The following is a 21210-nucleotide window of genomic DNA, read 5'->3' as shown; positions in this document are numbered from 1 at the left end:
GCCATTTGTTCCTAGACTGGCCAGATGACCGCGCTCGCGAACGAGGACGTGCCCGCCGGCGGGCAGCAACACAGCCAGCGCCTGCTGGCCACCTTGCTGGGCGACTACTGGTTCTGGCGTACCGAGCACATCCCGTCGGCGGCTCTGGTCGAGTTGCTGGGCGAGTTCGGGCTCGCCGAACCGGCGGCCCGGGCAGCGATCCGGCGATCGGCCGCGCGCGGGCTGGTGGTGGCGGCGAAGAACGGACGGACGACCTCCTACGGTGTGCCCCGGATGGGCCATGAGCTGATCGTCCGCCATCTCACCCGCCTGATGCGGTTCGGCGCCGGGGACCGAGTGTGGGACGGCCGTTGGACCCTGGTGATGTTCTCGCTGCCGGAAGAACACCGGGAGGACCGTCGCACCCTCCGGACCAAGCTGCGGTGGCTGGGGCTCGCTCCGCTCTACGACGGCGTGTGGGTCACGCCCTGGGATCTCGGAGCGCAGGTGCTGGAGGTTCTGGCGGAGCTGGATGTCGGGGCCGCCACCGTCGGTCGTGCGGAACTCGCGCCGGAACTCCCCGTGGGCGGGCACCCGCTGCAGGCGTGGGACCTGAGCGAATTGCGGATGCTGTACGACGGGTTCCTCGAACGTTATGAGCCACTACGGGAACGGGTCCTGGCGGGCGCGGTGGATCCGGCCGAAGCGCTGGTCACCCGCACCAAGATCATGACCGAATGGCGTCAGTTCCCCGGTGCCGACCCGGAGCTGCCCGCGGCGATACTGCCGCGGGACTGGCCGATGCCGGCGGCCCGGGCCTGTTTCGTGCAGGTCTACGACGGTCTGGGCGCCCCGGCCGAGCGGCGATTCAGCGAACTCCTCGGACAGCACGCTCCCGAGCTGGCCGGGTTCGCGGCACATCGGACGAGCGACGATATCCGGCGGGGCGAGCCGGTTACCGATGAGCGGTGGCGCCGGCAGGACCGCAACGGCTGGGCCGGCCCGTTGGGGCAGGGCGATCCGGACAACCGCTGGAGATAGGGGGCGCGCGAGGTCGGCGGGCCACGCCTGCCTGTCGACGCGATGGGGCGCGGGAAGCTGCCCGGATCGAAATAATAGGCAACATTGCATTGTCTCAGCGGGCATTGAACTGTAACCTATTGAGCGAGTGGCCGAAGGCCTCGGCTCGGTCCGCATCGCTCGGCGGCGCACGCATCGCGATGCCGTGGACGCGGGAAAACCAGCAGCCCGTCCGGTGTATCGCCCAGGCGGGCCGGAAAGCAGCGGATCGCCGGTGATTCGGGGTCGCTGATCCTCGCTTACGCGAGCGACGCGACCCGCTCCCGCGTGGCCTGATCCGGCAACGCCGCCGATCGCCCCTCGCAGCACGGTAGGAGAGATATGAAGCATCCTCGGTTCGATGTCGACCTCGCGGCGGTCGACGCCCGCCGGGCCGAGCACGATTTCGATCCGGTGCGCCCGGGCGAGACCTTCACCAGCGCGCACGAGGAGTTCCACGAGTTACGGCAGAAATGCCCGATCGCGCGCAGTCAGGAGTACGGCGGGTTCTGGGCGCTGCTCGGCTACGACGAGGTCCTGGCAGCCATCACCGATATCGAGCACTTCACGACCTCCCGCCAGAACGCGATTCCCAAATTCGCGTTCACCGGCGTCCGGCCGCCGCTGCATCTCGATCCACCCGACCATATGGCGTATCGCCGGGTCATCAACAGCTTCTTCACCCCGCCGAAGATGCGCGCGATCGCGCCGAAGGTCCGCGCCGCATCGGTCGAACTCCTCGACCCGCTCATCGACCGCGGCTGGGCCGATGTGTGCCGGGAATACGCCCACAAGTTCCCGGCGCACGTGTTCGCTCACTTCTTCAACCTCTCGGTCGAGACCTCCCAACTGATCAAGGAGGTCAGCGGGGCCTACGTCGACGCCATTCAGGTTCTCGACCACGAGGTGGTCATCAGGTTGAGCAAACGGTTGTACGAGATCGCGCAGTCGGTGATCGACGACCGCAGGGCTCATCCGCGCGACCCCGCCGACGACCTCACCGCGGCCCTGCTCGACGCCGTGTACGAGGGTGAACCGCTGCCGGAGGCCATGGTCCTGGGCTGCGTCCGGCAACTCATCGTCACCGGTATGGTCGCGCCGAGTGTGTTCATCGGCAATATGTTCGTCCACCTCAGCAAGGACCCGGATCTGCAGTCCCGGCTGCGGGCCGAGCCGGTGCTCATCCCGGCTGCCGTCGAAGAGTTCTTGCGGCTCTACTCGCCGTACCGTGGGATGGCACGCACCGCACGCGAAGACGTCGTGCTCGGCGGTCAGCTCATTCGCAAGGACGACCCCGTCGCTCTGCTCTACACCTCGGCCAACCGTGACGAACGTATTTTCCCGGACGGTGAGACCTTCATCCTCGATCGGCCCAATATCGGCCGCCACATCTCGTTCGGACGGGGGACGCACAGTTGTCCGGGCGCCCCGCTGGCCCGTTTCATGATGCGAGTGACGCTCGAGGAGGCGCTGGCCCGCAGCAAGTCCTTCACGCTGGCGGGCTCGCCCGAGATGGCGATCTGGGCAGAGTGGGGAACTCGCTCGGTGCCGCTGGATTTCGTTCGCGCCTGACGAGCACCCGGTGGGTTCCGTTGTCCCGGCGCGCGGCCGATCGACGTCGCCTGCCGGTGCCGGGGCGAGCGGGGTGCGGAGCCCGCCCCGGCGTCGACGGTCGGCTCACCCGGAGCGGGCTACCAACCGCGCGGGAACCGAGGTGGGGCCGAGCTCCGGCATGGCGGCCCCGCCCGGTACGCGCTGGGTCACGATGTCCGCGGTGGCGGCGAGCAGCTCCTGCAGCCCCACCCGCAGGATCATCCGCGCCAGGGGCATCCCGGCGCACTGGTGGCGGCCGCGCCCGAATCCGAGGTGCTGGTGGATGTTCGGCCGGTTCAGGCGGAATTCGTCCGGGTCGGGGAACACCTCCGGATCGCGGTTCGCCGAGGCGTACACCAGTGTGACCGGTTCCTCCGGGCGGATCGTGCGGTCGTGTATCACCAGCTCCTCGCGCACGGTCCGCGCGAAACCGCGATAGGGGGTGTAGAGACGGACGAATTCCTCTACGGCGGCGGGTATGTCCTCGGGATGCGCGCGCAACGCGTCCTGCAGGTTCCGGTGATCCGAGAGATGATGGCAGACCGCGCCCAGGATGATCGGCGGCGCGACCATGCCGACGACCAGGCTCTGGCGCAGCGCCGCGACGATCTGCTCGGGATCCAGCGGCTCGCCGTCGAGGCGTTCCGCGAGCAGGGAACTGGCGGGATCCTGCTCGGGTTCGAGTGGCCGCCGGCCGCGATCGGCGACCAGTTCGCGTGCGATGTCGTACATTCGCTCGCTCATGGTGTTCACGGTCCGGCGGTCGGCGGTCCGCCATGCGGCCACCCACGCCGCCGATGTCTCGGCCAGTACGGGTGCGATATCGGGCGCGAGATTCAACCACTCGCTCGTCGCCCACGCCGGCAGCAAGGTGCCGAATTCGGCGGCGAGGTCACCGCCCCCGGCGCCGAGCATGCGGCCTATTTCGCGACGGGCGTGTTCGCGGACTGCCGGCTCGAGTCGTTCGAGCCGGCGCCGTTGCAGGGTGCGGTCCAGGGCGCGGCGATAGGGCGTGTGATCCGGCGCATCGAAATTCAGGGGCGGTCTGCGCAGGCCGCGCGGATCGCTGGGCACGACGGCCCGGACCGAGGAGATGAACCGGCGCGAGTCCGCGGCCGCGGCCGCGACGTCGGCATACCGGGTCAGTGCCCAGAATCCGCCGTGTGCGCTGGTGTGCGCGACGGGGCAGCGGGACCGGAGATTCTTGTAGAGGGCGTGTATCTCATCGGGGTCGTCGGTGCGGCCCGGGTCGAAATCGTCCGGTCGCTCCGCGGCGGTCGCGGGGTGACTCGTCGTCGCGTCGTCGAGTGAATCGGAGGTTGTCATGCTTGCACCTCTTCAGGAGTGGCGGCCGCAGTATCGGGTTCGGGTGTCGTGGCGTCGCGCAGCAGCCGTCTGCCGAACGCGCAGGCGGTGAGTGCGGCGAGGACCAGCAGCGTGACGTAGGCGGCGACGACCCAGGACGCCCCGCCTGCCGACTTCACCAGCAGACCCGCGATGAGCGGTGTGGTGCCGCCGAGGACGGCGTCGCTGGTCTTGAAACTGAATCCGGCGCCGGTGACCCGGTCGGCGGGCCGGAAGAGCAATACATACATCGGCACCGTGGTGACCACCATGCCGTTCACCGCGATCTGGCCCAGTGACAGGGCGATGACCACGACGACCGAGTTGCCACTGTCCAGTGCGGCGAACAGCACCCACGCCATCACCGCCAGCGCCACCGCGCTGATCTGGTAGAGCCTGGCCAGTCCGATCCGGTCGATCCGGGTCAGCAGACCCAGCCCGGCGAATACGGCGACGATCTGCGCGGTCGTCATGAAGCCGAGCATGGTGGAGCGGTTCAGGCCGACATTGTTCACCGCGTAGGACAGCGTATAGGTGTTGAGCAGGTAGATCCCGGTGACCGTGGCGCCGGCCAGGAAGAATACGAGCGCCATCGACTTGCCGTTGGTGGTGAGTACGCGCAGCAGATCGTGTTCGGACCGGGCGCGGCCGGCGACCTCGTCGCGGAAGACGGGTGATTCGTCGACGCCGAGTCTGATCCACAGGCCCGCGGCGACCAGCAACGCACTCAGCAGGAACGGGATCCGCCAGCCCCAGGACAGGAAATCCGATTCGGAAAGGGCCGCGGTCAGTGGCAGCACAGTGAGCGCGCCCAGGATCGATCCGATCGGGCCGCCGATGCCGACCAGGCCACCCCAGAATCCGCGGCGGTCCCGCGGTGCGTGCTCGACGGCCAGGGACGCGGCCCCGCCCCATTCGCCGCCGACGGCGAGACCCTGGGTCAGGCGTAGCACGGTGAGCAGGATCGGCGCGGCTACGCCGATGGTCGCGTAGGTGGGCAGGATGCCGATTCCGATCGTCGCCGCGCCCATCAGCAGCAGCGCGGAGACCACGACTGTGCGGCGGCCGAAGCGGTCACCGATTCGGCCGAACAACAATCCGCCCAGCGGCTTCGAGAGAAACCCGACGGCGAATGCGGTGAATGCGGCGAGGGTCCCGGCCGTCGGGCTGAGCGAGGGAAAGAACAATTTGTTGATCACCAGCGCCGACATGGTTCCGAAGATTCCGAAATCGTAGTTGGCCAGGCAGGCTCCCATCGGTCCGGCGAGCATGGTTCGCACGCCGGGGGAGCGCTGTTCGTGGCGATCGGTAGTACGCGGGAGCGGAATGGACACCACTGCCTCCACATCGAGACACGTTGAGAAAGCCGATGGCCGTCGGTGCGTCGACGGATCGGGATGAGAAAAAGCTACATGTACAAGTCCTAGAGGACAAGAGCGTATTGTCTATTTGCGCCCCGGGCCCTGCGTGCGGCGGATTCCGGAATGCCGGACCTCGGAATGGCGTCACGGGCGTATCGAGGGCGGGTAGATAGATTTCAACGTCAACCGTTGACATCTTCAATAAATGATGCTTTGCTGTGACCTGGGCAACAGGGGGGTGCAGCCACAGCCCGGGCCCTTCGGTGGACCGGTGAACGCACTCGGATCGGATAGAGGAGATCCCCGCACATGCTCAATCAAGGCACGGGTTCGTGGGTCCTCCGGCGCGGACGTCAGGCGCCGGAGGCGGTGGCGCTGAAGTTTCGCGGTGCGAGCCTGACTTATCGGCAGCTCGACGATCGGGTGACCCGGCTGGCGAACGCACTGCGCGAACGGGGTGTCGGGCGGGGGGATCGCGTCGCGTTGTTGAGCGCGAACCACCCGGCGTACCTGGAGGCGCTGTTCGCGTCGGGCCTGTTGGGCGCGATATTCGTACCTCTCAACGCGCGGTTGACCGCCGCCGAACTGTCCTACGCTCTGGACGACTCCGGTGCCGCGGTGCTGATTCATTCCGCGGCCCTGGGGAGCGTCGCCGTCGACGCGACCGCGCGAGGCCGGTCGACGCAGCGCATCGTCCTCGACGGCACGCCCGACCCCGGTGCCGCCGGCTACGAGGAGCTCATCGCGGGTGCCGCCGCCGACCGACTCGATATCCGGGTCACCCATGAGGACCCGTGCTTCATCATGTACACCTCCGGTACCACCGGCCGGCCGAAGGGGGTCGTGCTCACGCACGGCAACCTGGTTTTCGCGGTCATGAATCCCGTTGTCGATCTCGATCTGCTCAGCGACGAGGTCGCGCTGGTGGCGGCCCCGCTGTTCCACACCGCCGCGCTGGATTTCATCGCCCTGCCGACACTGCTGAAGGGCGGCACGGTCCTGATCGAGGAGGGTTTCGACGCCGGCCGCGTCCTGCGACTGATCGCCCAGGAGCGCGTCACCTTCTCCTTCGGGGTGCCGACCATGCTCGATGCGATGAGCGGCCACCCCGAGTGGGCGCAGACGGACCTCGGATCGATCCGGCGGTGGGTTGTCGCGGCCGCGCCCGTGCCGCCCCGGACGTTGCACGCCTACACCGCGCGCGGAGTCAAGTTGTGCCAGGGCTACGGTCTCACCGAGACCGGCCCCGGTGCGCTGATCCTCAACCCGAACGACGCCGAGCGCAAGCTCGGCACGGCGGGGGTGCCGCACTTCTTCACCGATGTGCGCATCGTGCTGCCCGACGGCGGCGAGGCGTGTCCCGGCGAGCGCGGGGAGATCCAGATCGCGGGTCCGAATGTCATGAAACAGTATTGGAATCGCCCCGGTGAAACCGAAGCCGCATTCACCGAGGACGAATGGTTCCGCTCCGGTGATGTCGGAATTCGCGACGAGGACGGATTCATCACCATTGTCGACCGGCTCAAGGACATGATCATCTCGGGCGGGGAGAATATTTCGCCCGCGGAGGTGGAAGCCGCGATTCTCGATTTCCCCGGAATTGTCGGATGTGCCGTTTTCGGAGTGCCCGACGAGAAATGGGGTGAGGTGGGCCGGGCTGCGGTGACGCTCGCCGACGACGCGGCGGTGACCGAAAACGAGTTGTTCGAATTCCTGGTGGCGCGGCTCGCGAAGTACAAGATTCCGAAGTCGCTTCTCGTTCTGGACGAGATTCCGCGGAACGCGACCGGCAAGATCAGAAAAGATCGCCTGCGCGAGTTGTACGTGCGGTGAAGTCCGGCGCAGTCCCGCCGGGACTGCGCCGGATCCCACCGGGGGTGCCGTCAGTCCGTGGCCGCGGGGAACGTGATCTTCTGCAGGGTCTTGCGCATATCGTTCATCACCGACTCCGGAATGCCCTCGAAATAGCGGCCGTGAGCTGCTTCGACCCGCACCACGGCCTCGTCGCGGAGCCGACGCCCCTTCTCGGTGGCGGCGATCAATTTGTTGCGGCGATCCGAGGGATCCTGGGTGCGTAGAACGAGTTCGCGTTCCTCGAGTTCGTCGACCAAGCCCACGATCTGGCTCGGGTCCAAACCGAGGGTCGCGGCCACTCGGCGCTGGTTGACGCCCTCGGCCTGCTCGCAGGCCAGGACCAGAACCGAATAAGAGCGCACGCGGAGACCGGTGGGAACGAGTGCCTTGTTGACCGCGCTCAGCACCATTCCGCCGACGCGTGAGAGCAGGAACCCGATGTCGTCCGACAATGCCTGCGACTGTGCCATGCGAACCCTTTCGATGAGTATCGCTAGGATAGCAGGTATCAACCGTTGACAATATCAATGATTAATGATTACGTGTGATCAGCGAGAACGATCTTAGGAGCACCACGACATGGACCTCAGTAACAAAGCCGCCGTCGTCACCGGCAGTGGTCAGGGCCTCGGACTGGCCTACGCCAAGGACCTCGCGCGCCGCGGGGCCGCAGTCGTGATCAACGACATCGACGAGGCGACCGCGGCGGCCGCGGTCGCCGAGATCGGTGCCGCGGGCGGTCGTGCCGTCGCCGTCGTGGCGCCGGTCGGCAGCACCGAAACCGCGCGGACTCTGGTCGAGGCCGCCGTCGAATCGTTCGGGCGCCTCGACATCATGGTGACCAATGCGGGCATCCTGCGCGACAAGGTGCTGTGGAAGATGACCGACGACGACTTCGACGCGGTGGTGAACGTCCATCTGCGCGGCACTTTCACCTGTGTCCGCGAGGCCGTCCTGAAATTCCGTGAGCAGGGCGAGGGCGGACGCGTCATCTGCATCGGCTCGCCGGCCGGACAGCGCGGAAATTTCGGGCAGACCAACTACTCCGGCGCGAAGTCCGGCATCGTCGGCATGGTGCGCACCTGGGCGCTCGAATTGCGGCGGGCCGGTATCACCGTCAACGCCGTATGCCCGGTCGCCGTCACCGCGATGACCGAGACCGTCCCGATCTTCGCCCCGCATATCGAGACGATGAAGCGGACCGGTGCGCTACCGGCGCTACTCCGCCGCGAAGTGGGCTTGGGCACTCCCGAGGATGCCGCCGGAATCGTTTCGTTCCTCGCGTCCGACGCCGCAGTCGAGATCACCGGCCAGGCGTTCGCCGTCGGTGGAGACCGGCTGGCCCTGTGGTCGCACCCGAACCTGACGGCGGTGGAATACCACGACGGCGGCTGGTCCGCAGAGGACGTCGACGCGGCCTGGGCGCGGGAATTCGCCGGCGAGATCGAGTCCATCGGTGAGGAATTCCCCGCGGAGTTGACAGCGAAATGAGCAGGTACGAATTCGGGATCGACTTCGACGCCGTCGAGGCTATCGATATCCACACCCACGTCGAGATCGACGGCTGCGGCCACCGCTCACTCGACGACGAGTTGATGGCGGCGTCGGAGAAGTACTTCAAATCCGGCGCCGAACGCACCCCTTCGATCGATGCGATCGCCGAACACTACAGATCGCGCAATATGGCCGCGGTGGTCTTCACGGTCGACGCGGGTTCGGCGACCGGGCACGCGGCGAACTCGGTAGAGGAGATCGCCGAGGGTGCCGCCCGGCACAACGATGTGCTCATCCCGTTCGGTTCCGTCGATCCGTGGCAGGGCAGGGCCGCCGTCAAAAGGGTGCGTAATCTGGTCGAGCAGTACGGTGTACGGGGTTTCAAGTTCCACCCCAGCCTCCAGGGATTCGCGCCCGACGACCGGCAGTTCTATCCGCTCTACGAGGCGATCGCCGAGGCCGGTGTCCCCGCCCTGTTCCACACCGGGCAGACAGGCATCGGCTCCGGACTGCCCGGCGGTCACGGTATCAAGCTCCGATACTCCGACCCCATGCTGCTCGACGACGTCGCCGCCGATTTCCCCGAGCTCACGGTGATCATGGCCCACCCCGCGGTGCCGTGGGTCGACGCGCAGATCGCCGTCGCCACCCATAAGGCGAACGTATTCATCGACCTGTCCGGCTGGTCGCCCAAGTATTTCCCGCCGCAGCTGGTGAAGGCCGCCAACACCATGCTGCGCGGCAAAGTGTTGTTCGGCTCGGACTTCCCCGTCATCCAGGTCGACCGCTGGATGAACGACTTCCGCGATCTCGATATCAAACCCGAGGTCGCCCCGCTGATCTTCAAACAGAACGCGCTGCGCGTTCTCGGCATCGGGCACTGATCCGCCAATCACCGAAAGCTCAGGAGAATTCCTATGACCGCCGCCGCAACGACCACTCGCGTGGCCACCCTGGCCGATCTCGCCGCACTCGAAGGTGAATCGCTGGGCACGAGTTCGTGGATCGAGATCCCCCAGCAGCGGATCCACACCTTCGCCGACGCCACCGACGATCACCAGTGGATCCACGTCGACCCGGAACGCGCCAGGGTCGAGAGCCCGTTCGGCGGGCCGATCGCCCACGGATACCTGACGTTGTCGCTCATCATCCCCATGTGGGAGGAAGTCCTCACCGTCGACAGCGTGACCATGGCCGTCAACTACGGCCTGAACAAGGTTCGCTTCACCAACCCGGTGCCGGCCGGGGGCCGGGTCCGGCTCAACGCGACTCTGCAATCCGTCCAGGAACTGCCCAAGGGCGGGGTGCAGGTGACGGTCGCCGGACAGATCGAACTCGAGGACAGTGAGCGTCCCGCGGTGGTACTCGAAGCGGTGTACCGCTTCTTCGAGTGACAGCGATGCGGGTCGGTGGCGGAACGGGCGCAGGCCCACGATCGGGTCAGGTCTTCGATGAGGGAAACCTGACCCGATCGTGACACGGGCCCGGCTCGGACGGTCCGATGCACCGTATTCGGTTGACCCGGAGGTTGATTCGATCACCCCTCATCCGGAAGCGGCTCAGGTAACCACCGGCTCGGATCGGTGGGATGACGGCCGGGTCGGGTAGATTTCCATTCCCGACCGACGCACTGTCTGTCGTGAGTCGAGACCTGGGGTTTGACGTGAGACGCCAACGATTGAGGCGCGCTGTACGAGTCGCTGTCGCCGCTACGATGTTCGCCGCATCTGTCACGGCGTTCGGAGCCGGGAACGGTACTGCCGATACCGGAGATCCGATCATCGCCACCAAGAAGCTACTCGCCGATCCCGTCTCCCCGAACGGGTCGCGAATTGTCGCCAGTCGGGTCGACGGCCGCAGCCTGACCATCCTGGTCCACTCGGTGGCAATGGACGAGAACATCACGGTCAGGGTGCAGCGTCCCAACGACGCCTCACAACCCCGGCCGGTGCTCTACCTGGTCAACGGGGCGGGCGGGGGCACCGACCGGGCGACTTGGTGGGCGAACACCGATATCGGCGATTTCCTGGCCACCAAGGACGTCAATGTCGTGATGCCGGTCGGTGGCGCGTTCGCCTACTACACCGACTGGAAGCAGGATGACCCTGTACTCGGCCGCAACAAATGGCGCACCTTCTTCCTCGACGAGCTGCCCCCGCTGGTAGACGAAGCCCTGGGCGCCAACGGGATCAATGCCATCGCCGCGAACTCGATGACCGCGACCGCCGTCCTGCAGATGGCCGAGGCCGCGCCCGGCTTCTACCGGAGCGTCGCCGGGTACAGCGGGTGCGCGCAGATAGCGGACCCGGTGGGGAAACAATTCACCAAACTGGTCGTCGAACTCTACGGTGGCGGTGATGTCCGCAATATGTACGGCGAGGACGACGATCCGGCCTGGGTCGCCAACGATCCAGTTGTGAACGCCGAGGCCCTGCGCGGCACGAGGTTGTTCGTTTCGTCCGGCAACGGACTGCCGGGGCGGTGGGACACCGTCGACGGCGACTACGCCCAGCCCGGCCCCTACGGCCTGGCCAATCAGCTCGTGGTCGGCGGTGTCATCGAGGCCGCCACCGGTTGGTGCACCCGCAACCTCCAGGACCGGCTCGCCGACCTTCGGATCCCGGCCACCTTCGACTACGCACCGTCGGGGACGCACTCCTGGGGCTACTGGCGCGAGGCGTTCTACAAGTCCTGGCCGCTGCTCGCCGAGGGGCTGGAGATACCCGAGTAGGTGTGGTTCCGGCTGTGCAGGGACGGCACCCGCGCGCACGAGCGGCGACGATCTCGGCGAAAGTCGTTGTGCCCCGGCCCCGGTACTCGGGGGTGGTACGCAGCCCCGGGAACGCGAGGCCCACTGGCACTGTCCGTTTGCTGCGGATAGCTTTCATGGCATGCAGGACCACCTCGACGACCTACGCTTCGCCCATGTCCTCGTGGACACCGCCGCCGCGGCGAGCGCGGACCGTTTCAGAGCCCTCGATCTCGAGGTCGAGACGAAGCCGGACATGGACCTGGTGAGCGAAGTCGAGACGGAGGTGGAAAGACTCATCCGGGGCCAGCTGCAGCGTGCCCGCCCCCGCGACGCGGTTCTCGGTGAGGGGGCGGGCCTGGAGGGCACCGGGCCGCGCTGCTGGGTGGTCGACGCCATCGACGGTCTCGAGAACTTTGCGCGCGGCGTGCCCGTGTGGGCCACGCAGATATCTCTGCTGGAGGCGTCGGAGGGCAGTTACCGACCTGTCGTCGGCGTCGTCTCCGCCCCCGCGCTCGGTCGCCGCTGGTGGGCCGCGAAGGACCACGGCGCCTTCACCGGCCGCAATCTTTCCTCGGCCTCCCGGCTGCGTGTCTCCCGCGTCGCGAAACTGCCGGACGCATCGCTCGCGTACTCCTCCCTTACCGGCTGGGAAGAGCAGGGCCGCCTGAACGGCTTCCTGGATCTCGCACGCACGGTGTGGCGCACGCGCGCGTACGGCGACTTCTGGCCCTACATGATGGTCGCCGAAGGCGTGGTCGATATGTGCGCCGACCCGGAACTCTCTCCGATGGAGATGGCCGCGAACGCCGTCATCGTCACCGAGGCCGGTGGCGCCTTCACCGGTCTGGACGGCAGTCCGGGCCCGCTCAGCGGTAGCGCGGCCGCGTCCAACGGGCTGCTACACGACGAGCTGCTCGGGTATCTGAACGAGCGCTGTTGATCGGTACGGTGTAATCCCGCCTTCCGATGGCCGAGACGGTCGGTGCCGCCGGAGAACGGCCCCGGATCTTCCCCGACGCCGCGCCATCAGGAGTATTCACCCGGCAACCATAGTGAATACCCTCCTGACCAGCATGGACCTGCTGTTCGGGACCGAACCGGCTATGCATTGGCGTCCGTGAGAGCCGGTGCGCGGATAGCGGAAAATGGGAGAAGGCCCCACACAGAACAGTCCCCGGTAGTCTCCATCGATACCCTGAACCTCAGTCGTCGCTGAGACTCTGGTATTCGACTGGCTTGCCGGGGGCCTCGCCGGATCTCCGAGAAGTATCGCCGCCGTCAGCGGACGTCTCCAACCAACGCGCCATACTCTTCGTCGTTCCGGTATACCTCCAGTGTCCTCCGGTTCGGGCATCAGTCAAGGCCTGAACCGCAGGTTGTGGCACTACACGGCCGCGCGCTTGCGCTTCGGGGCCGGTCACCACCAGCAGGTTCGCGATGACGACGTGCCGGTCGGTGCGGCCCGCCGCTGCCCGGCTCTGGATGAGATCAAGACCCACTCCCGTACCGCGATACCGGATGTGCGGCAAGCCGTCCGCGTCGTGCGAGCTCGGGCCGTGGCCGAGCACCTCGACCCGGACCGAGTCGGCATTCTCGGCCGGCGGGCTGCTGGCCCTGGCGGCCGCCACCGACGACGAGGGCGAGCAGGTGGTCGACAAGAACCTTGTTCGACCCCGGTGGTTGTCTCACCGCCGCAACGGCAGGATCTCCACGAGACCGCGTCCCGGCTTCCGGCCGAGGCCCCCGACAATGAGCTGCTCTTCGGGGGCTTTGGCGCGGGTGGACGGCCCTTGCGGCCACCACTCGTCCAGCGGGGTCAGTCCGGGCTCCACCAGATCGAGTGAGCCGAAGAGCGTCCGGATCTGGTCCGGATTTCGGTACCAGCCCGAGCCCAACCCTGTTTCGACGTGCGCGCATTGGAGCCGCCGGGCAAGATCGTGCAGCTCCGGGTGTGCGGGGCCGGGATCGCAATAGTGGGTGATCGCCACATACGACCCCGCGGGCAGTAGGTCGACGTACCGGGACACGACACCGCCCGGGTCGTCGTTCTCGTCGAGGTGATGCAGGACCGCGCCGAACAGTACTGCGATCGGCTGCCGGGTGTCGAGGTAGCGGCCGGCTCGATCCAGGGTGGCCTGTGCGTCGATGAGATCACCCGGAAGATAACGGGTGTGCTCGTTGCGTTCCAGCATCACCCGGCCATGAGCAACACACAGCGGGTCATTGTCCACATAAACGACTTTCACCGCGCGGCGCCCGCACTCTTGCGCGACGATATGTAGTGGGTCGCGAGTGGGCATCCCGGCGCCCAGATCCAGGAACTGCCCGATCCCCGCGCTCTCGGCCAGCAATCGGACAGCGCGGGCGAGCCAGCGGCGGTTCATCAGATGGACATCGCCTTGCCGGGGCGCTATCCGCCGGATCTGTTCGAACGCACGACGATCGACCTCGTAATTGTCCTTACCGCCCAGGCTGTGATCGTAGACGCGCGGAACACTGGGTCTACGGGTATCCACCCCGACCGGTCGAACACCGATCGATACAGCGGTTTCGGTCATCATCGCGCCTCCGTCACAAACCGGGCGGTCACCCTCTGTCAGAGGACGTTTTCGACGGTAACACGGCAACATAATGTATGGCTATGTTGCGTAACGTGTTCGGTGTCGAGTCCCCGGCCGGCTGCTCGCGGGCAAGGCGTTGGCGGACGTCATGACCGGCGTGCATCCGGACGAGCCGCATGGGTATCTGGCGACTGCGAACGGTTCGGCTTCGAGGTCACCACCAAGATCGGCCTTCCCGGTGGGCCGGATCTGTGGCCGATGTGGCGTGCGCCCAGGTGAATTCCGGGTATTCGGCCTGAGAAGCGGCACGGATGATCCGGCCGCGGCGGTGGCGGAGGAGGCGCGAATGGATCCCGTGGTGTTGTTTGCGGCAGGCTGGGCGGCGGCGATGTTCGGCGCATACCGGATGGGCCGGGAACCGCGCCGTTTGTCCAGCGGGTTCTTTGTGCTCGCTGCCGTCGCGCTGACCATCGCCGGTGCGGGCGCTGCGATCGCACGGCTGGCCGAGCCGTCCGCACTGGTCTCGGCCGCAGTGCTGCTCGGGGCGTTGTTCTTGGTCGCGGTGATCGCCGCCGGCCTCGGATTGCTCACGAACGGGATCACCGTCATCCGCCGCGAAGGGATGCGACCGACCACCGTGACTCCGGTGCTGGTGGGGTTCGGGCTGCTGGTGCTGCCCGTCGCCGCGACGCTCGCGTTACGGCGTGGCCCCGCGGTGCCGCACTGGCTGATGCTGGTCGCCGCCACGGCGACTCTGGTCGGTCTGTACCTGGTGGCGCATCTACTCGCCTTCGCCGGACACGCCACCGTTTACGGCAAGCTCCCGGACGAAACGGGTGCGGACGCCATCGTCGTGCTGGGCTGTGGCCTCCACCGCAACCGGGTCACCCCACTGCTCGCGGCCCGCCTGAACCGGGCGCTGCAGGTATATCGGGCCGAAACAGCGATCGGCCTGATGCCGCTCGTCATCACCTCCGGTGGCAAGGGCAGCGACGAAGCCGTCAGTGAGGCCGACGCAATGGCCGCCTACCTCGTCAGAGCGGGTGTCGCCGACACATCGATCGTTCGCGAACGGTTCTCACGCAACACCGACGAGAACCTGCGCAACAGCCTGGACGCACTACGCCGGCGTCACCCCGATAGCACCGGTCCGCGCATCACAGTCGTCACCAGTAATTTTCATGTACTCCGTGCCGCCGCGGCGACCCGCCGAATCGGTGTCGACGCCCATGTCGTCGGAGCCCGCACCGCGCTCTACTTCCTCCCCGCGGCCTTCCTGCGCGAGTTCGCCGCCGTCCTGACCACCCATTACCGCCGCACTCACGTCGCGGTGGCCGCCGCCACCGTCGTCGCGCTCACCGCGGCCGCGGCCGATGCGTATTTCGCTGTGTGAGCGCCGGTTCCGAACGGGCATGAAACGGGACACATCGGGCTCGGCTTGAGTGTGCCGCAGCGGCACAGGTTTTCATAGGAGTGCAACCAACTACCGTCGGAAGGGCCCGAAACCATGACCGACCGGACAGAAACCACTGAGACGGACTTGCGCGAGCCGGTGCCCGGCGCCGAGCAGCCCGCAACCTCGCCGACGTTGCTGGACCAGATGGGCGGCCCGATGGGTTTCGTCTACTCGACTGTTCCGGTGATCGCATTCGTGGCCGCCGACGCGGTCCTGCCGCTACCCGCGACGATCGGAGTGTCGATCGCGGTCGGGCTGGCGCTGACCGTGTTCCGGCTGCTGCGGGGCGAGCGGTTCTCCGCGGCGATCGGCGGACTACTGGGTCTCGGCGTCGCCGTGGGCATCGTCCTGTGGACCGGGTCGGCGAAGGACTTCTTCGTGATCGGGATCTGGGCGGCGCTGGCGGGATTCGTCCTCACCTTCGGCTCGGTACTGGTCCGCCGGCCGCTGACCGGCGCGATCTGGAACCTGACGCACGGCGGGCAACACGCCTGGCGCGACGATACGGCCGTGCTGCGCGCCCACGATGTCGCCACCCTCGCCGCGGCGGCCGTGTTCGGCGCCCGGTTCGTCGTCAACGAGTGGCTGTACCTCGCCGATTCCACGAACGGTCTGGCCGTCGCGAAGATCGTGATGGGGACGCCGATGACAGTGCTGGCCGCGCTGGTCGTCGTCTGGGCGTTCCGCCGCACCACCAAGCGTCTCGGCGGCTAGGTCCGGGGGATCTCGCGGGATTCGTCCGGAAGTGTCAGCGGATCGGCCCCCACTGCGCGCGCGGTACGGCCGCGGGGGTGGGCCGGGAGGACACGGCGCCGGTGACCCGGTCGGCCGCGAGGCGTCCGGAGACGAGGACCGGCGGTATGCCCACGCCGGGCACGGTCGAGCCGCCCGCGAGGACGACATTGTCCAGACCGCGGATCATATTCGCCGGGCGCAGCGGGCCGGTCTGGGAAAAGGTGTGCGCGAGAGCGAACGGGCTGCCGGCGAGCATGCCGGCGCGAGCCCAGTCGGCCGGCGTGGTCACGCGCAGGAAGTCCACACCGGTCAGCGGGGTGGGTAGGCGCTCGTTCACCGTGGCGACGAGGTCGGCGGCGTAAGCAGGCGCGCGACTGTCCCAATCGATCGGGGCCCGGGCGAGATTGGGTGCGGGCGCGAGCACGGAGACCAGGTCCCGTCCGGGCGGGGCCAGCGATGCGTCGGTGGCGGTGGGGCGGTTGACGAGTAGGGACGGGTCGCGCATCGGTTGCCCGCGAGCGAGGATATCGTCGAATGTCCGGTTCCAGGCCCGGCCGAAGAGCAGCGAATGGTGTGCGAGTTGCGGAGCGGCGTCGCAGCTCAGGTGCACGACGACCGCGGAAGGAGCCGCGGTCGGTGGCAACGGGCGGTGTGATCGGTGGGCGAGCAGTTCGTAGGCGTGGTGTAGCTCGGTGGTGAGGACGAGTGCGTCGCAGGCGATCTCCCGGCCGTCGGCGGTGGTGACGGCTCGGACACGGGATCCCGATCGCCGGGTCGAGGTCGCTGTGGTCCCGTAATGGAATCGCACACCGGCCGCGGTCGCGGCGGCGGCCAGCGCGTCGGGCAGGGCGCGCATTCCGCCTAGGGGGAAGAAGACGCCGCGGATGGTGTCCATATAGGCGATGACGGCATAGGCGGCCAGCGCACGTCGGGGAGCGACCCCGGCGTACAGGGACTGGAAGGTGAACAGCCTGCGGACCTCCGGATCGTGCAGGTGGTCGGCGACCGCCCGGTCCCAGCGGCGCAACCCGCCCGCCATGATCAACTGCAGCGTGTCGAAGGACAGCAGTGCGGCGGGCGAGTCGGTATTGGCAGCGATGAACCGGTCGAATTCCGTGTCGTAGAGATGGGTCAGCCAGCGCCGCAGTTTCAGATAGCCGGCGGCCTCACGCGTGCCGGCGAATTCGGCTATCGCCTCGCTCATGCGTTCGGCTCCGGTGTGGACGTCGAGCACACGGCCGTCGGCGAAGCGTGCCCGGTACACCGGATCGACCGGAACGAGCCGTAGGCGATCGTCGGTGTCCTCGCCGACGGCGGCGAACACCTCGTCGATCAGATCGGGCATGGTCAGCACCGTGGGTCCGAGATCGAGCCGGTGGCCGGCGATATCGGCACGGCCGGCTCGGCCGCCGGGGACGGGTTCGCGCTCCAGGACGGTGACCGCTCTGCCGCGACCCGCGAGGTGGATCGCGGCGGACAATCCGGCCAGGCCCGCTCCGATCACCACGACATGATCGGTGCAACCCGTGACGCGGCGCATGGTGCTCATCTTCTCGTGGGCACGGATGCCGATCGGTTCCGCGCGACCCCCGGCTCGGCCCGCGCGCGGAACTGTCGGTGCCGGTCCGGTGCCCCGTTGTTCGGGGCGGGCAGGTCGAGCGCACTGGCGGTGCTCGCCGACTGCGAGCAATCCCGCCGTACGCTCTCCGTGTTCATGGTCTCCTCGGCTCCGATTCGGTTGCGATGAGTACTGTTGTCCACCCTACGCCTCTTCGATGCACCAACGATGCAAGCGGAAAGTGCCGCATATCAGAGGGTGTGCACTGCCCGGACGACCTCGCCGAGCGCATCGCCGAGTGAGTCGACCCGATACGCACCGGGGAACACGACGAATTCGGGCCAGCCGGGCCCGGCCAGCAGTAATCGCGCCGGAACCCGGCTGCCGGCCGGTATCGGCGCCGACGTCGCGGTCCGTCGCGTCTGCGACCACAGCACCACCACGGGCCTGCTCGGTTGTCTGGCGACGGCTGCGGCCAGGGCCCCGGCGGGCACCGCGGCGCCGAGCAGCAACGCCGGGACGCCGGCCTCGGCGAGCGCTGCCCGCAACGCCTCCAGGGGGAGTACGTGGTCTTCGCCCGCGGTGCAGGCCAGCAACACCGGCGCGAGCCCCGGCACGGTCCGGATCGGCGGCACCACCCGGTGCAATCCAGTGGTGATCGCCCAGGACAGAACGTGTTCCACATCGATCAAGCCCAGTTCGTGTGCTTGCCGATCCACGATATCGGCGAAAACGGGACGGCACAGCCGATTCCATGTGCACACCACGCCGAAACGTGCGAAATGGGCGGTGAACACTGCCAAGAGTTCCGCGGCGTCGAGCCGGTCGGCCGCGGCCAGCACCGGTACCGCATCCTCGGGCGCCGGTTCCGGATCTGTGGCGGCGTGCGCTGCCTTCGCCGCGTTGACCGGTGCGACACCGGCGTGGACCAGATCGACCATCCGGCGCAGCATCGCCACATCGCTGGGCGTGTAGTACCTGCGCTCGCCCGGGCTGTGGCGAGAGGGCCCCAGCCCGTAGCGCTGGTTCCAGCTGCGCAGCGTCGCGACCGGGATGTTCAGTGTGCGGGCCACCACGCTGACGGTGCGGCCGATCGCCGGATCGAATCCCACGTCACCCTCGGTCACGCTCCACGCCTTTCCTGGTCTCCATCACGGGTGCCGCGCCGGGCCGGTACGAGTCCTGCCTCGGTGCACGCACGCGGCACCGGGAGGCGGGCCTCAACGCATCGATACGCACCCTTGCAAGGTCTGGAAATCTCCGGCGAACGCGAGGCCGCCGGTACACGTGGGCGCCGATGTCCCGGTGACGACCACCGATGCTCCGGGTCCGGCCGCGCCGATCGACAAACCGGGTCGCGCGCCCAGTACGGTCGCCTGCGCGCCGGGACCCACCGCGATCGCGGCCGGGCCGGACAGGAACTGCGAATCCGATATCGCAACGCCGCCGTTCTGCGCGACGGCCAGCGACAGGCTCGTGGCTGCGGCGTCCGCCGCGGCGGTGCCGTCGAGCCCGTACGCTGCGGCCGCGCCGCCCGCGCTGCTCGTCGCGGAGCAGGCGGCGCCACCGTCGCCGGCTTGCACGGCCGCGGCGCCCGGAGCCGGGCAGGAAGCCGGTGGCGCGGCAGTTGCTGTCGGCCCCCCGACCAGGGCCCACAGTGACGCCGCGCTCACGCCCGCCAGCAATCCGAGCGAGCGTGCGGTAGGGATACGAAACATGACGGTCTCCTCGTTCTCGATCGTGTCGAGGTCGCTCCCCGGGGAGGGGTCGGCGGCCGAGCTGAATATTCCGTCTGCGGAGCTTCACGCTACTCCCTAAATGATGCAAAAGCGATGCATCTGTGAAAACTGGAGCCTCGGGGCTTCCGTCCGGAACGCGACTCCCGTCCCGGGCGGCGAACCCGGCCCCCGGGAGTCACTCGATGCCGCGCGATAGCAGGCAGCCGGCTTCTCGGAGGATCGGCCCGTCCTCGCCCCTCGACCGCGCGTGAGTTCGACCGCCGTGGCAGTGGACCGCTCCTCCTGCAGCCCAACCTGTTTCGGGCATCGCGGGGGCTGTCCGGGATGTACTCCCCAGCAGCTAGGACACTCGAAACCCCTGGGAGGGAAGGCGACATGTGATGATCGGCGTCGGCATCCGTTCAGGGTGTTGCCGCGACCGTGGACTCGGTCGGGTGATCGAAAGGCATGAACATGTGGTTGACCGTGGCCGATGGCGGAGATGTTGCCGGAGGCGACGCGGCGGCTCCGCTCGGGTCGTGGGCGGATCCGGCGGACCTACCGGTGCGCGCGAACCTGCGTGCCGGCACCCCGTACGGGGCTCCCCAACTCAGCGAGCCGGTGCGGCTGAACACCAATGAGAGCCCCTATCCGCCGTCCGCGGAACTGGTGAACGATATCGCCGAACGGGTCCGAACCGCGGCGGCGGAACTGCACCGCTATCCGGATCGCGAGGCCACCGCCCTGCGTGCCGACCTGTCCGGGTACCTCGGCCTGATCAGCGGTGTCGCGGTGAACCCGGCCAATGTCTGGCCGGCCAACGGCTCCAGCGAGATTCTGCAGCAGTTGCTGCTGGTATTCGGCGGGCACGGGCGTCGCGCCCTGGGTTTCGGCCCGTCCTACTCGATGTATCGGATCATCGCCGAATATCTGGGGACCGAATGGATCGAGGTGCCACGCGCGGCGGACTTCTCCCTGGACGCCGTGGACGCCGTGGCCGCGATCGCCGAACACCGGCCCGATATCGTCTTCGTGACGAATCCGGACAGCCCGAGTGGCCGGAGCACCGATCGCGACGAGCTCGAGCAGATCGTCCGGGCCGCCCCCGGAATCGTCGTCGTGGACGAAGCCTACGGCGAGTTCTCCACCACGCCCACCGCGATCGGGCTGATCGATCGGTTCCCGACGAAGCTGGTGGTGACCAGGACATTGAGCAAGGCATTCGGCTTCGCGGGCGTCCGAGTGGGCTACCTCGTCGCGGCACCGGTGATCGTCGACGCCGTGCAGTTGGTCCGGTTGCCCTACCACGTATCGACCATCAGCCAAGTCGCCGCCCGCGCCGCGCTCGCGCACACCGGGGAAATCCTCGACAATGTAGCCGCCGTCGTCCGGGAGCGCGAACGCGTCCGAACAGGTCTGCGGGAACTCGGTTTCGAAGTATTCGGCAGTGCGGGAAATTTCTTGCTGTTCGGCAGATTCACCGATGCGTCCCGGGCCTGGCTGCGCTTCCTCGACCACGACGTGCTGATCCGGGACGTGGGGACACCACAGCATCTGCGCGTCACCATCGGAACGCGCGCCGAGAACGAACGTTTCCTCGAGGTCTGCGCAGAAATAGGCGACCAGCGGTACGGACTTCTCGGGTCGGGCGGTGCGATACCGGCGAGTTCGAGCACTCGAGTACTGGGAGGGCCGTCGCTGCGGACTTCGAGGCTGTAGGTAGTCGGGATGGGTTTCCGTGTACCG

18 protein-coding genes are annotated in these 21210 nt (G+C 67.6%); 11 read left to right on the top strand and 7 right to left on the bottom strand.

The features are described from left to right. Positions 1-24 precede the first annotated feature (24 nt). Both OG804_RS10300 and OG804_RS10295 read left to right on the top strand, forming a co-directional pair. On the top strand, positions 25-1020 hold the full coding sequence (locus tag OG804_RS10300; protein WP_328396300.1) for a PaaX family transcriptional regulator: 996 nt from the start codon (positions 25-27) through the stop codon (positions 1018-1020). 360 nt (positions 1021-1380) lie between these two features. Next, a complete protein-coding gene (locus OG804_RS10295; protein ID WP_328396298.1) occupies positions 1381-2610 on the top strand; it encodes a cytochrome P450 in 1230 nt (409 codons plus the stop codon). 105 nt (positions 2611-2715) lie between these two features. Here OG804_RS10295 and OG804_RS10290 read toward each other — a convergent pair whose 3' ends face one another. Then, on the bottom strand, positions 2716-3957 hold the full coding sequence (locus OG804_RS10290; protein WP_328396296.1) for a cytochrome P450: 1242 nt from the start codon (positions 3955-3957) through the stop codon (positions 2716-2718). After that, complete coding sequence (locus tag OG804_RS10285) at positions 3954-5309, bottom strand: MFS transporter (RefSeq protein WP_328396294.1); 1356 nt, start codon at positions 5307-5309, stop codon at positions 3954-3956. Before OG804_RS10285 ends, OG804_RS10290 begins: the two co-directional genes overlap by 4 nt. Before the next feature lie 336 nt (positions 5310-5645). On the opposite strand from OG804_RS10285, the gene OG804_RS10280 reads away from it, so the two are divergent. Further along, positions 5646-7169, top strand: coding sequence for an acyl-CoA synthetase (locus tag OG804_RS10280; protein ID WP_328396292.1), 1524 nt, complete (start codon positions 5646-5648; stop codon positions 7167-7169). Positions 7170-7219: 50 nt separating this feature from the next. Here the strand turns inward: OG804_RS10280 and couR are convergent, their stop codons facing one another. After that, positions 7220-7660 carry a MarR family transcriptional repressor CouR gene (gene couR, locus OG804_RS10275; protein WP_328396290.1) on the bottom strand — a complete coding sequence of 147 codons (441 nt, stop codon included), beginning with the start codon at positions 7658-7660 and terminating at the stop codon, positions 7220-7222. A gap of 109 nt (positions 7661-7769) precedes the next feature. Here couR and couN point away from each other — a divergent pair, with 109 nt between their 5' ends. From couN to OG804_RS10250, 5 genes are all read left to right on the top strand, one after another. After that, positions 7770-8681: a 4-hydroxyphenyl-beta-hydroxyacyl-CoA dehydrogenase gene (gene couN / locus OG804_RS10270; RefSeq protein WP_328396288.1), complete on the top strand. Its 912-nt coding sequence runs from the start codon at positions 7770-7772 to the stop codon at positions 8679-8681. Further along, entirely contained in the window at positions 8678-9568 is an 891-nt protein-coding gene (couO, locus tag OG804_RS10265; protein ID WP_328396286.1) for a 4-hydroxyphenyl-beta-ketoacyl-CoA hydrolase, read from the top strand. The genes couN and couO overlap by 4 nt, the downstream gene beginning before the upstream one ends. A 33-nt stretch (positions 9569-9601) precedes the next feature. After that, positions 9602-10078 carry a p-hydroxycinnamoyl-CoA hydratase gene (gene couM / locus OG804_RS10260; RefSeq protein WP_328396284.1) on the top strand — a complete coding sequence of 159 codons (477 nt, stop codon included), beginning with the start codon at positions 9602-9604 and terminating at the stop codon, positions 10076-10078. Between the two features lie 320 nt (positions 10079-10398). Further along, positions 10399-11415, top strand: a complete 1017-nt coding sequence (locus tag OG804_RS10255; protein WP_328396282.1) for an alpha/beta hydrolase — start codon at positions 10399-10401, stop codon at positions 11413-11415. Positions 11416-11575: 160 nt separating this feature from the next. Further along, on the top strand, positions 11576-12376 hold the full coding sequence (locus OG804_RS10250) for an inositol monophosphatase family protein (RefSeq protein WP_328396280.1): 801 nt from the start codon (positions 11576-11578) through the stop codon (positions 12374-12376). Between the two features lie 745 nt (positions 12377-13121). On the opposite strand, the gene OG804_RS10245 is transcribed toward OG804_RS10250, so the two are convergent. Further along, a complete protein-coding gene (locus tag OG804_RS10245) occupies positions 13122-13997 on the bottom strand; it encodes an SAM-dependent methyltransferase (RefSeq protein ID WP_328396278.1) in 876 nt (291 codons plus the stop codon). Between the two features lie 346 nt (positions 13998-14343). Here OG804_RS10245 and OG804_RS10240 point away from each other — a divergent pair, with 346 nt between their 5' ends. Further along, the gene (locus OG804_RS10240; RefSeq protein WP_328396276.1) at positions 14344-15390 is read left to right on the top strand and encodes a YdcF family protein; all 1047 of its coding nucleotides are present in this window, start codon (positions 14344-14346) and stop codon (positions 15388-15390) included. Positions 15391-15504: 114 nt separating this feature from the next. After that, entirely contained in the window at positions 15505-16167 is a 663-nt protein-coding gene (locus OG804_RS10235; RefSeq protein ID WP_328396274.1) for a DUF3159 domain-containing protein, read from the top strand. Between the two features lie 34 nt (positions 16168-16201). Here OG804_RS10235 and crtI read toward each other — a convergent pair whose 3' ends face one another. The 3 genes from crtI to OG804_RS10220 all read right to left on the bottom strand — a co-directional run bounded on the left by crtI (position 16202) and on the right by OG804_RS10220 (position 19464). After that, the gene (gene crtI, locus OG804_RS10230; RefSeq protein ID WP_328398299.1) at positions 16202-17728 is read right to left on the bottom strand and encodes a phytoene desaturase family protein; all 1527 of its coding nucleotides are present in this window, start codon (positions 17726-17728) and stop codon (positions 16202-16204) included. A gap of 269 nt (positions 17729-17997) precedes the next feature. Next, on the bottom strand, positions 17998-18873 hold the full coding sequence (locus OG804_RS10225) for a MerR family transcriptional regulator (RefSeq protein WP_328396272.1): 876 nt from the start codon (positions 18871-18873) through the stop codon (positions 17998-18000). A 93-nt stretch (positions 18874-18966) separates the two neighbouring features. Then, positions 18967-19464, bottom strand: a complete 498-nt coding sequence (locus OG804_RS10220) for a DUF6764 family protein (protein ID WP_328396270.1) — start codon at positions 19462-19464, stop codon at positions 18967-18969. Between the two features lie 474 nt (positions 19465-19938). Here OG804_RS10220 and OG804_RS10215 point away from each other — a divergent pair, with 474 nt between their 5' ends. Next, positions 19939-21183 carry a histidinol-phosphate transaminase gene (locus tag OG804_RS10215; RefSeq protein WP_442941869.1) on the top strand — a complete coding sequence of 415 codons (1245 nt, stop codon included), beginning with the start codon at positions 19939-19941 and terminating at the stop codon, positions 21181-21183. Positions 21184-21210 lie beyond the last annotated feature (27 nt).

The sequence above is a fragment of the Nocardia sp. NBC_00416 genome (genome assembly GCF_036032445.1).
In the GTDB taxonomy this organism is placed as follows: Bacteria; Actinomycetota; Actinomycetes; order Mycobacteriales; family Mycobacteriaceae; genus Nocardia.
This window is presented reverse-complemented; position numbering and strand designations above follow the sequence as displayed.

Bases quoted from the DNA above. Each gene is read 5' to 3' on its own strand.
- OG804_RS10220 (WP_328396270.1), bottom strand. From the start codon at position 19,464: ATGTTTCGTATCCCTACCGCACGCTCGCTCGGATTGCTGGCGGGCGTG.
- couN (WP_328396288.1), top strand. From the start codon at position 7,770: ATGGACCTCAGTAACAAAGCCGCCGTCGTCACCGGCAGTGGTCAGGGC.
- crtI (WP_328398299.1), bottom strand. From the start codon at position 17,728: ATGCGCCGCGTCACGGGTTGCACCGATCATGTCGTGGTGATCGGAGCG.
- OG804_RS10215 (WP_442941869.1), top strand. From the start codon at position 19,939: ATGTGGTTGACCGTGGCCGATGGCGGAGATGTTGCCGGAGGCGACGCG.
- OG804_RS10245 (WP_328396278.1), bottom strand. From the start codon at position 13,997: ATGATGACCGAAACCGCTGTATCGATCGGTGTTCGACCGGTCGGGGTG.
- couO (WP_328396286.1), top strand. From the start codon at position 8,678: ATGAGCAGGTACGAATTCGGGATCGACTTCGACGCCGTCGAGGCTATC.
- OG804_RS10280 (WP_328396292.1), top strand. From the start codon at position 5,646: ATGCTCAATCAAGGCACGGGTTCGTGGGTCCTCCGGCGCGGACGTCAG.
- OG804_RS10235 (WP_328396274.1), top strand. From the start codon at position 15,505: ATGACCGACCGGACAGAAACCACTGAGACGGACTTGCGCGAGCCGGTG.
- OG804_RS10255 (WP_328396282.1), top strand. From the start codon at position 10,399: ATGTTCGCCGCATCTGTCACGGCGTTCGGAGCCGGGAACGGTACTGCC.
- OG804_RS10250 (WP_328396280.1), top strand. From the start codon at position 11,576: ATGCAGGACCACCTCGACGACCTACGCTTCGCCCATGTCCTCGTGGAC.
- OG804_RS10300 (WP_328396300.1), top strand. From the start codon at position 25: ATGACCGCGCTCGCGAACGAGGACGTGCCCGCCGGCGGGCAGCAACAC.
- couR (WP_328396290.1), bottom strand. From the start codon at position 7,660: ATGGCACAGTCGCAGGCATTGTCGGACGACATCGGGTTCCTGCTCTCA.
- OG804_RS10240 (WP_328396276.1), top strand. From the start codon at position 14,344: ATGGATCCCGTGGTGTTGTTTGCGGCAGGCTGGGCGGCGGCGATGTTC.
- OG804_RS10295 (WP_328396298.1), top strand. From the start codon at position 1,381: ATGAAGCATCCTCGGTTCGATGTCGACCTCGCGGCGGTCGACGCCCGC.
- OG804_RS10290 (WP_328396296.1), bottom strand. From the start codon at position 3,957: ATGACAACCTCCGATTCACTCGACGACGCGACGACGAGTCACCCCGCG.
- couM (WP_328396284.1), top strand. From the start codon at position 9,602: ATGACCGCCGCCGCAACGACCACTCGCGTGGCCACCCTGGCCGATCTC.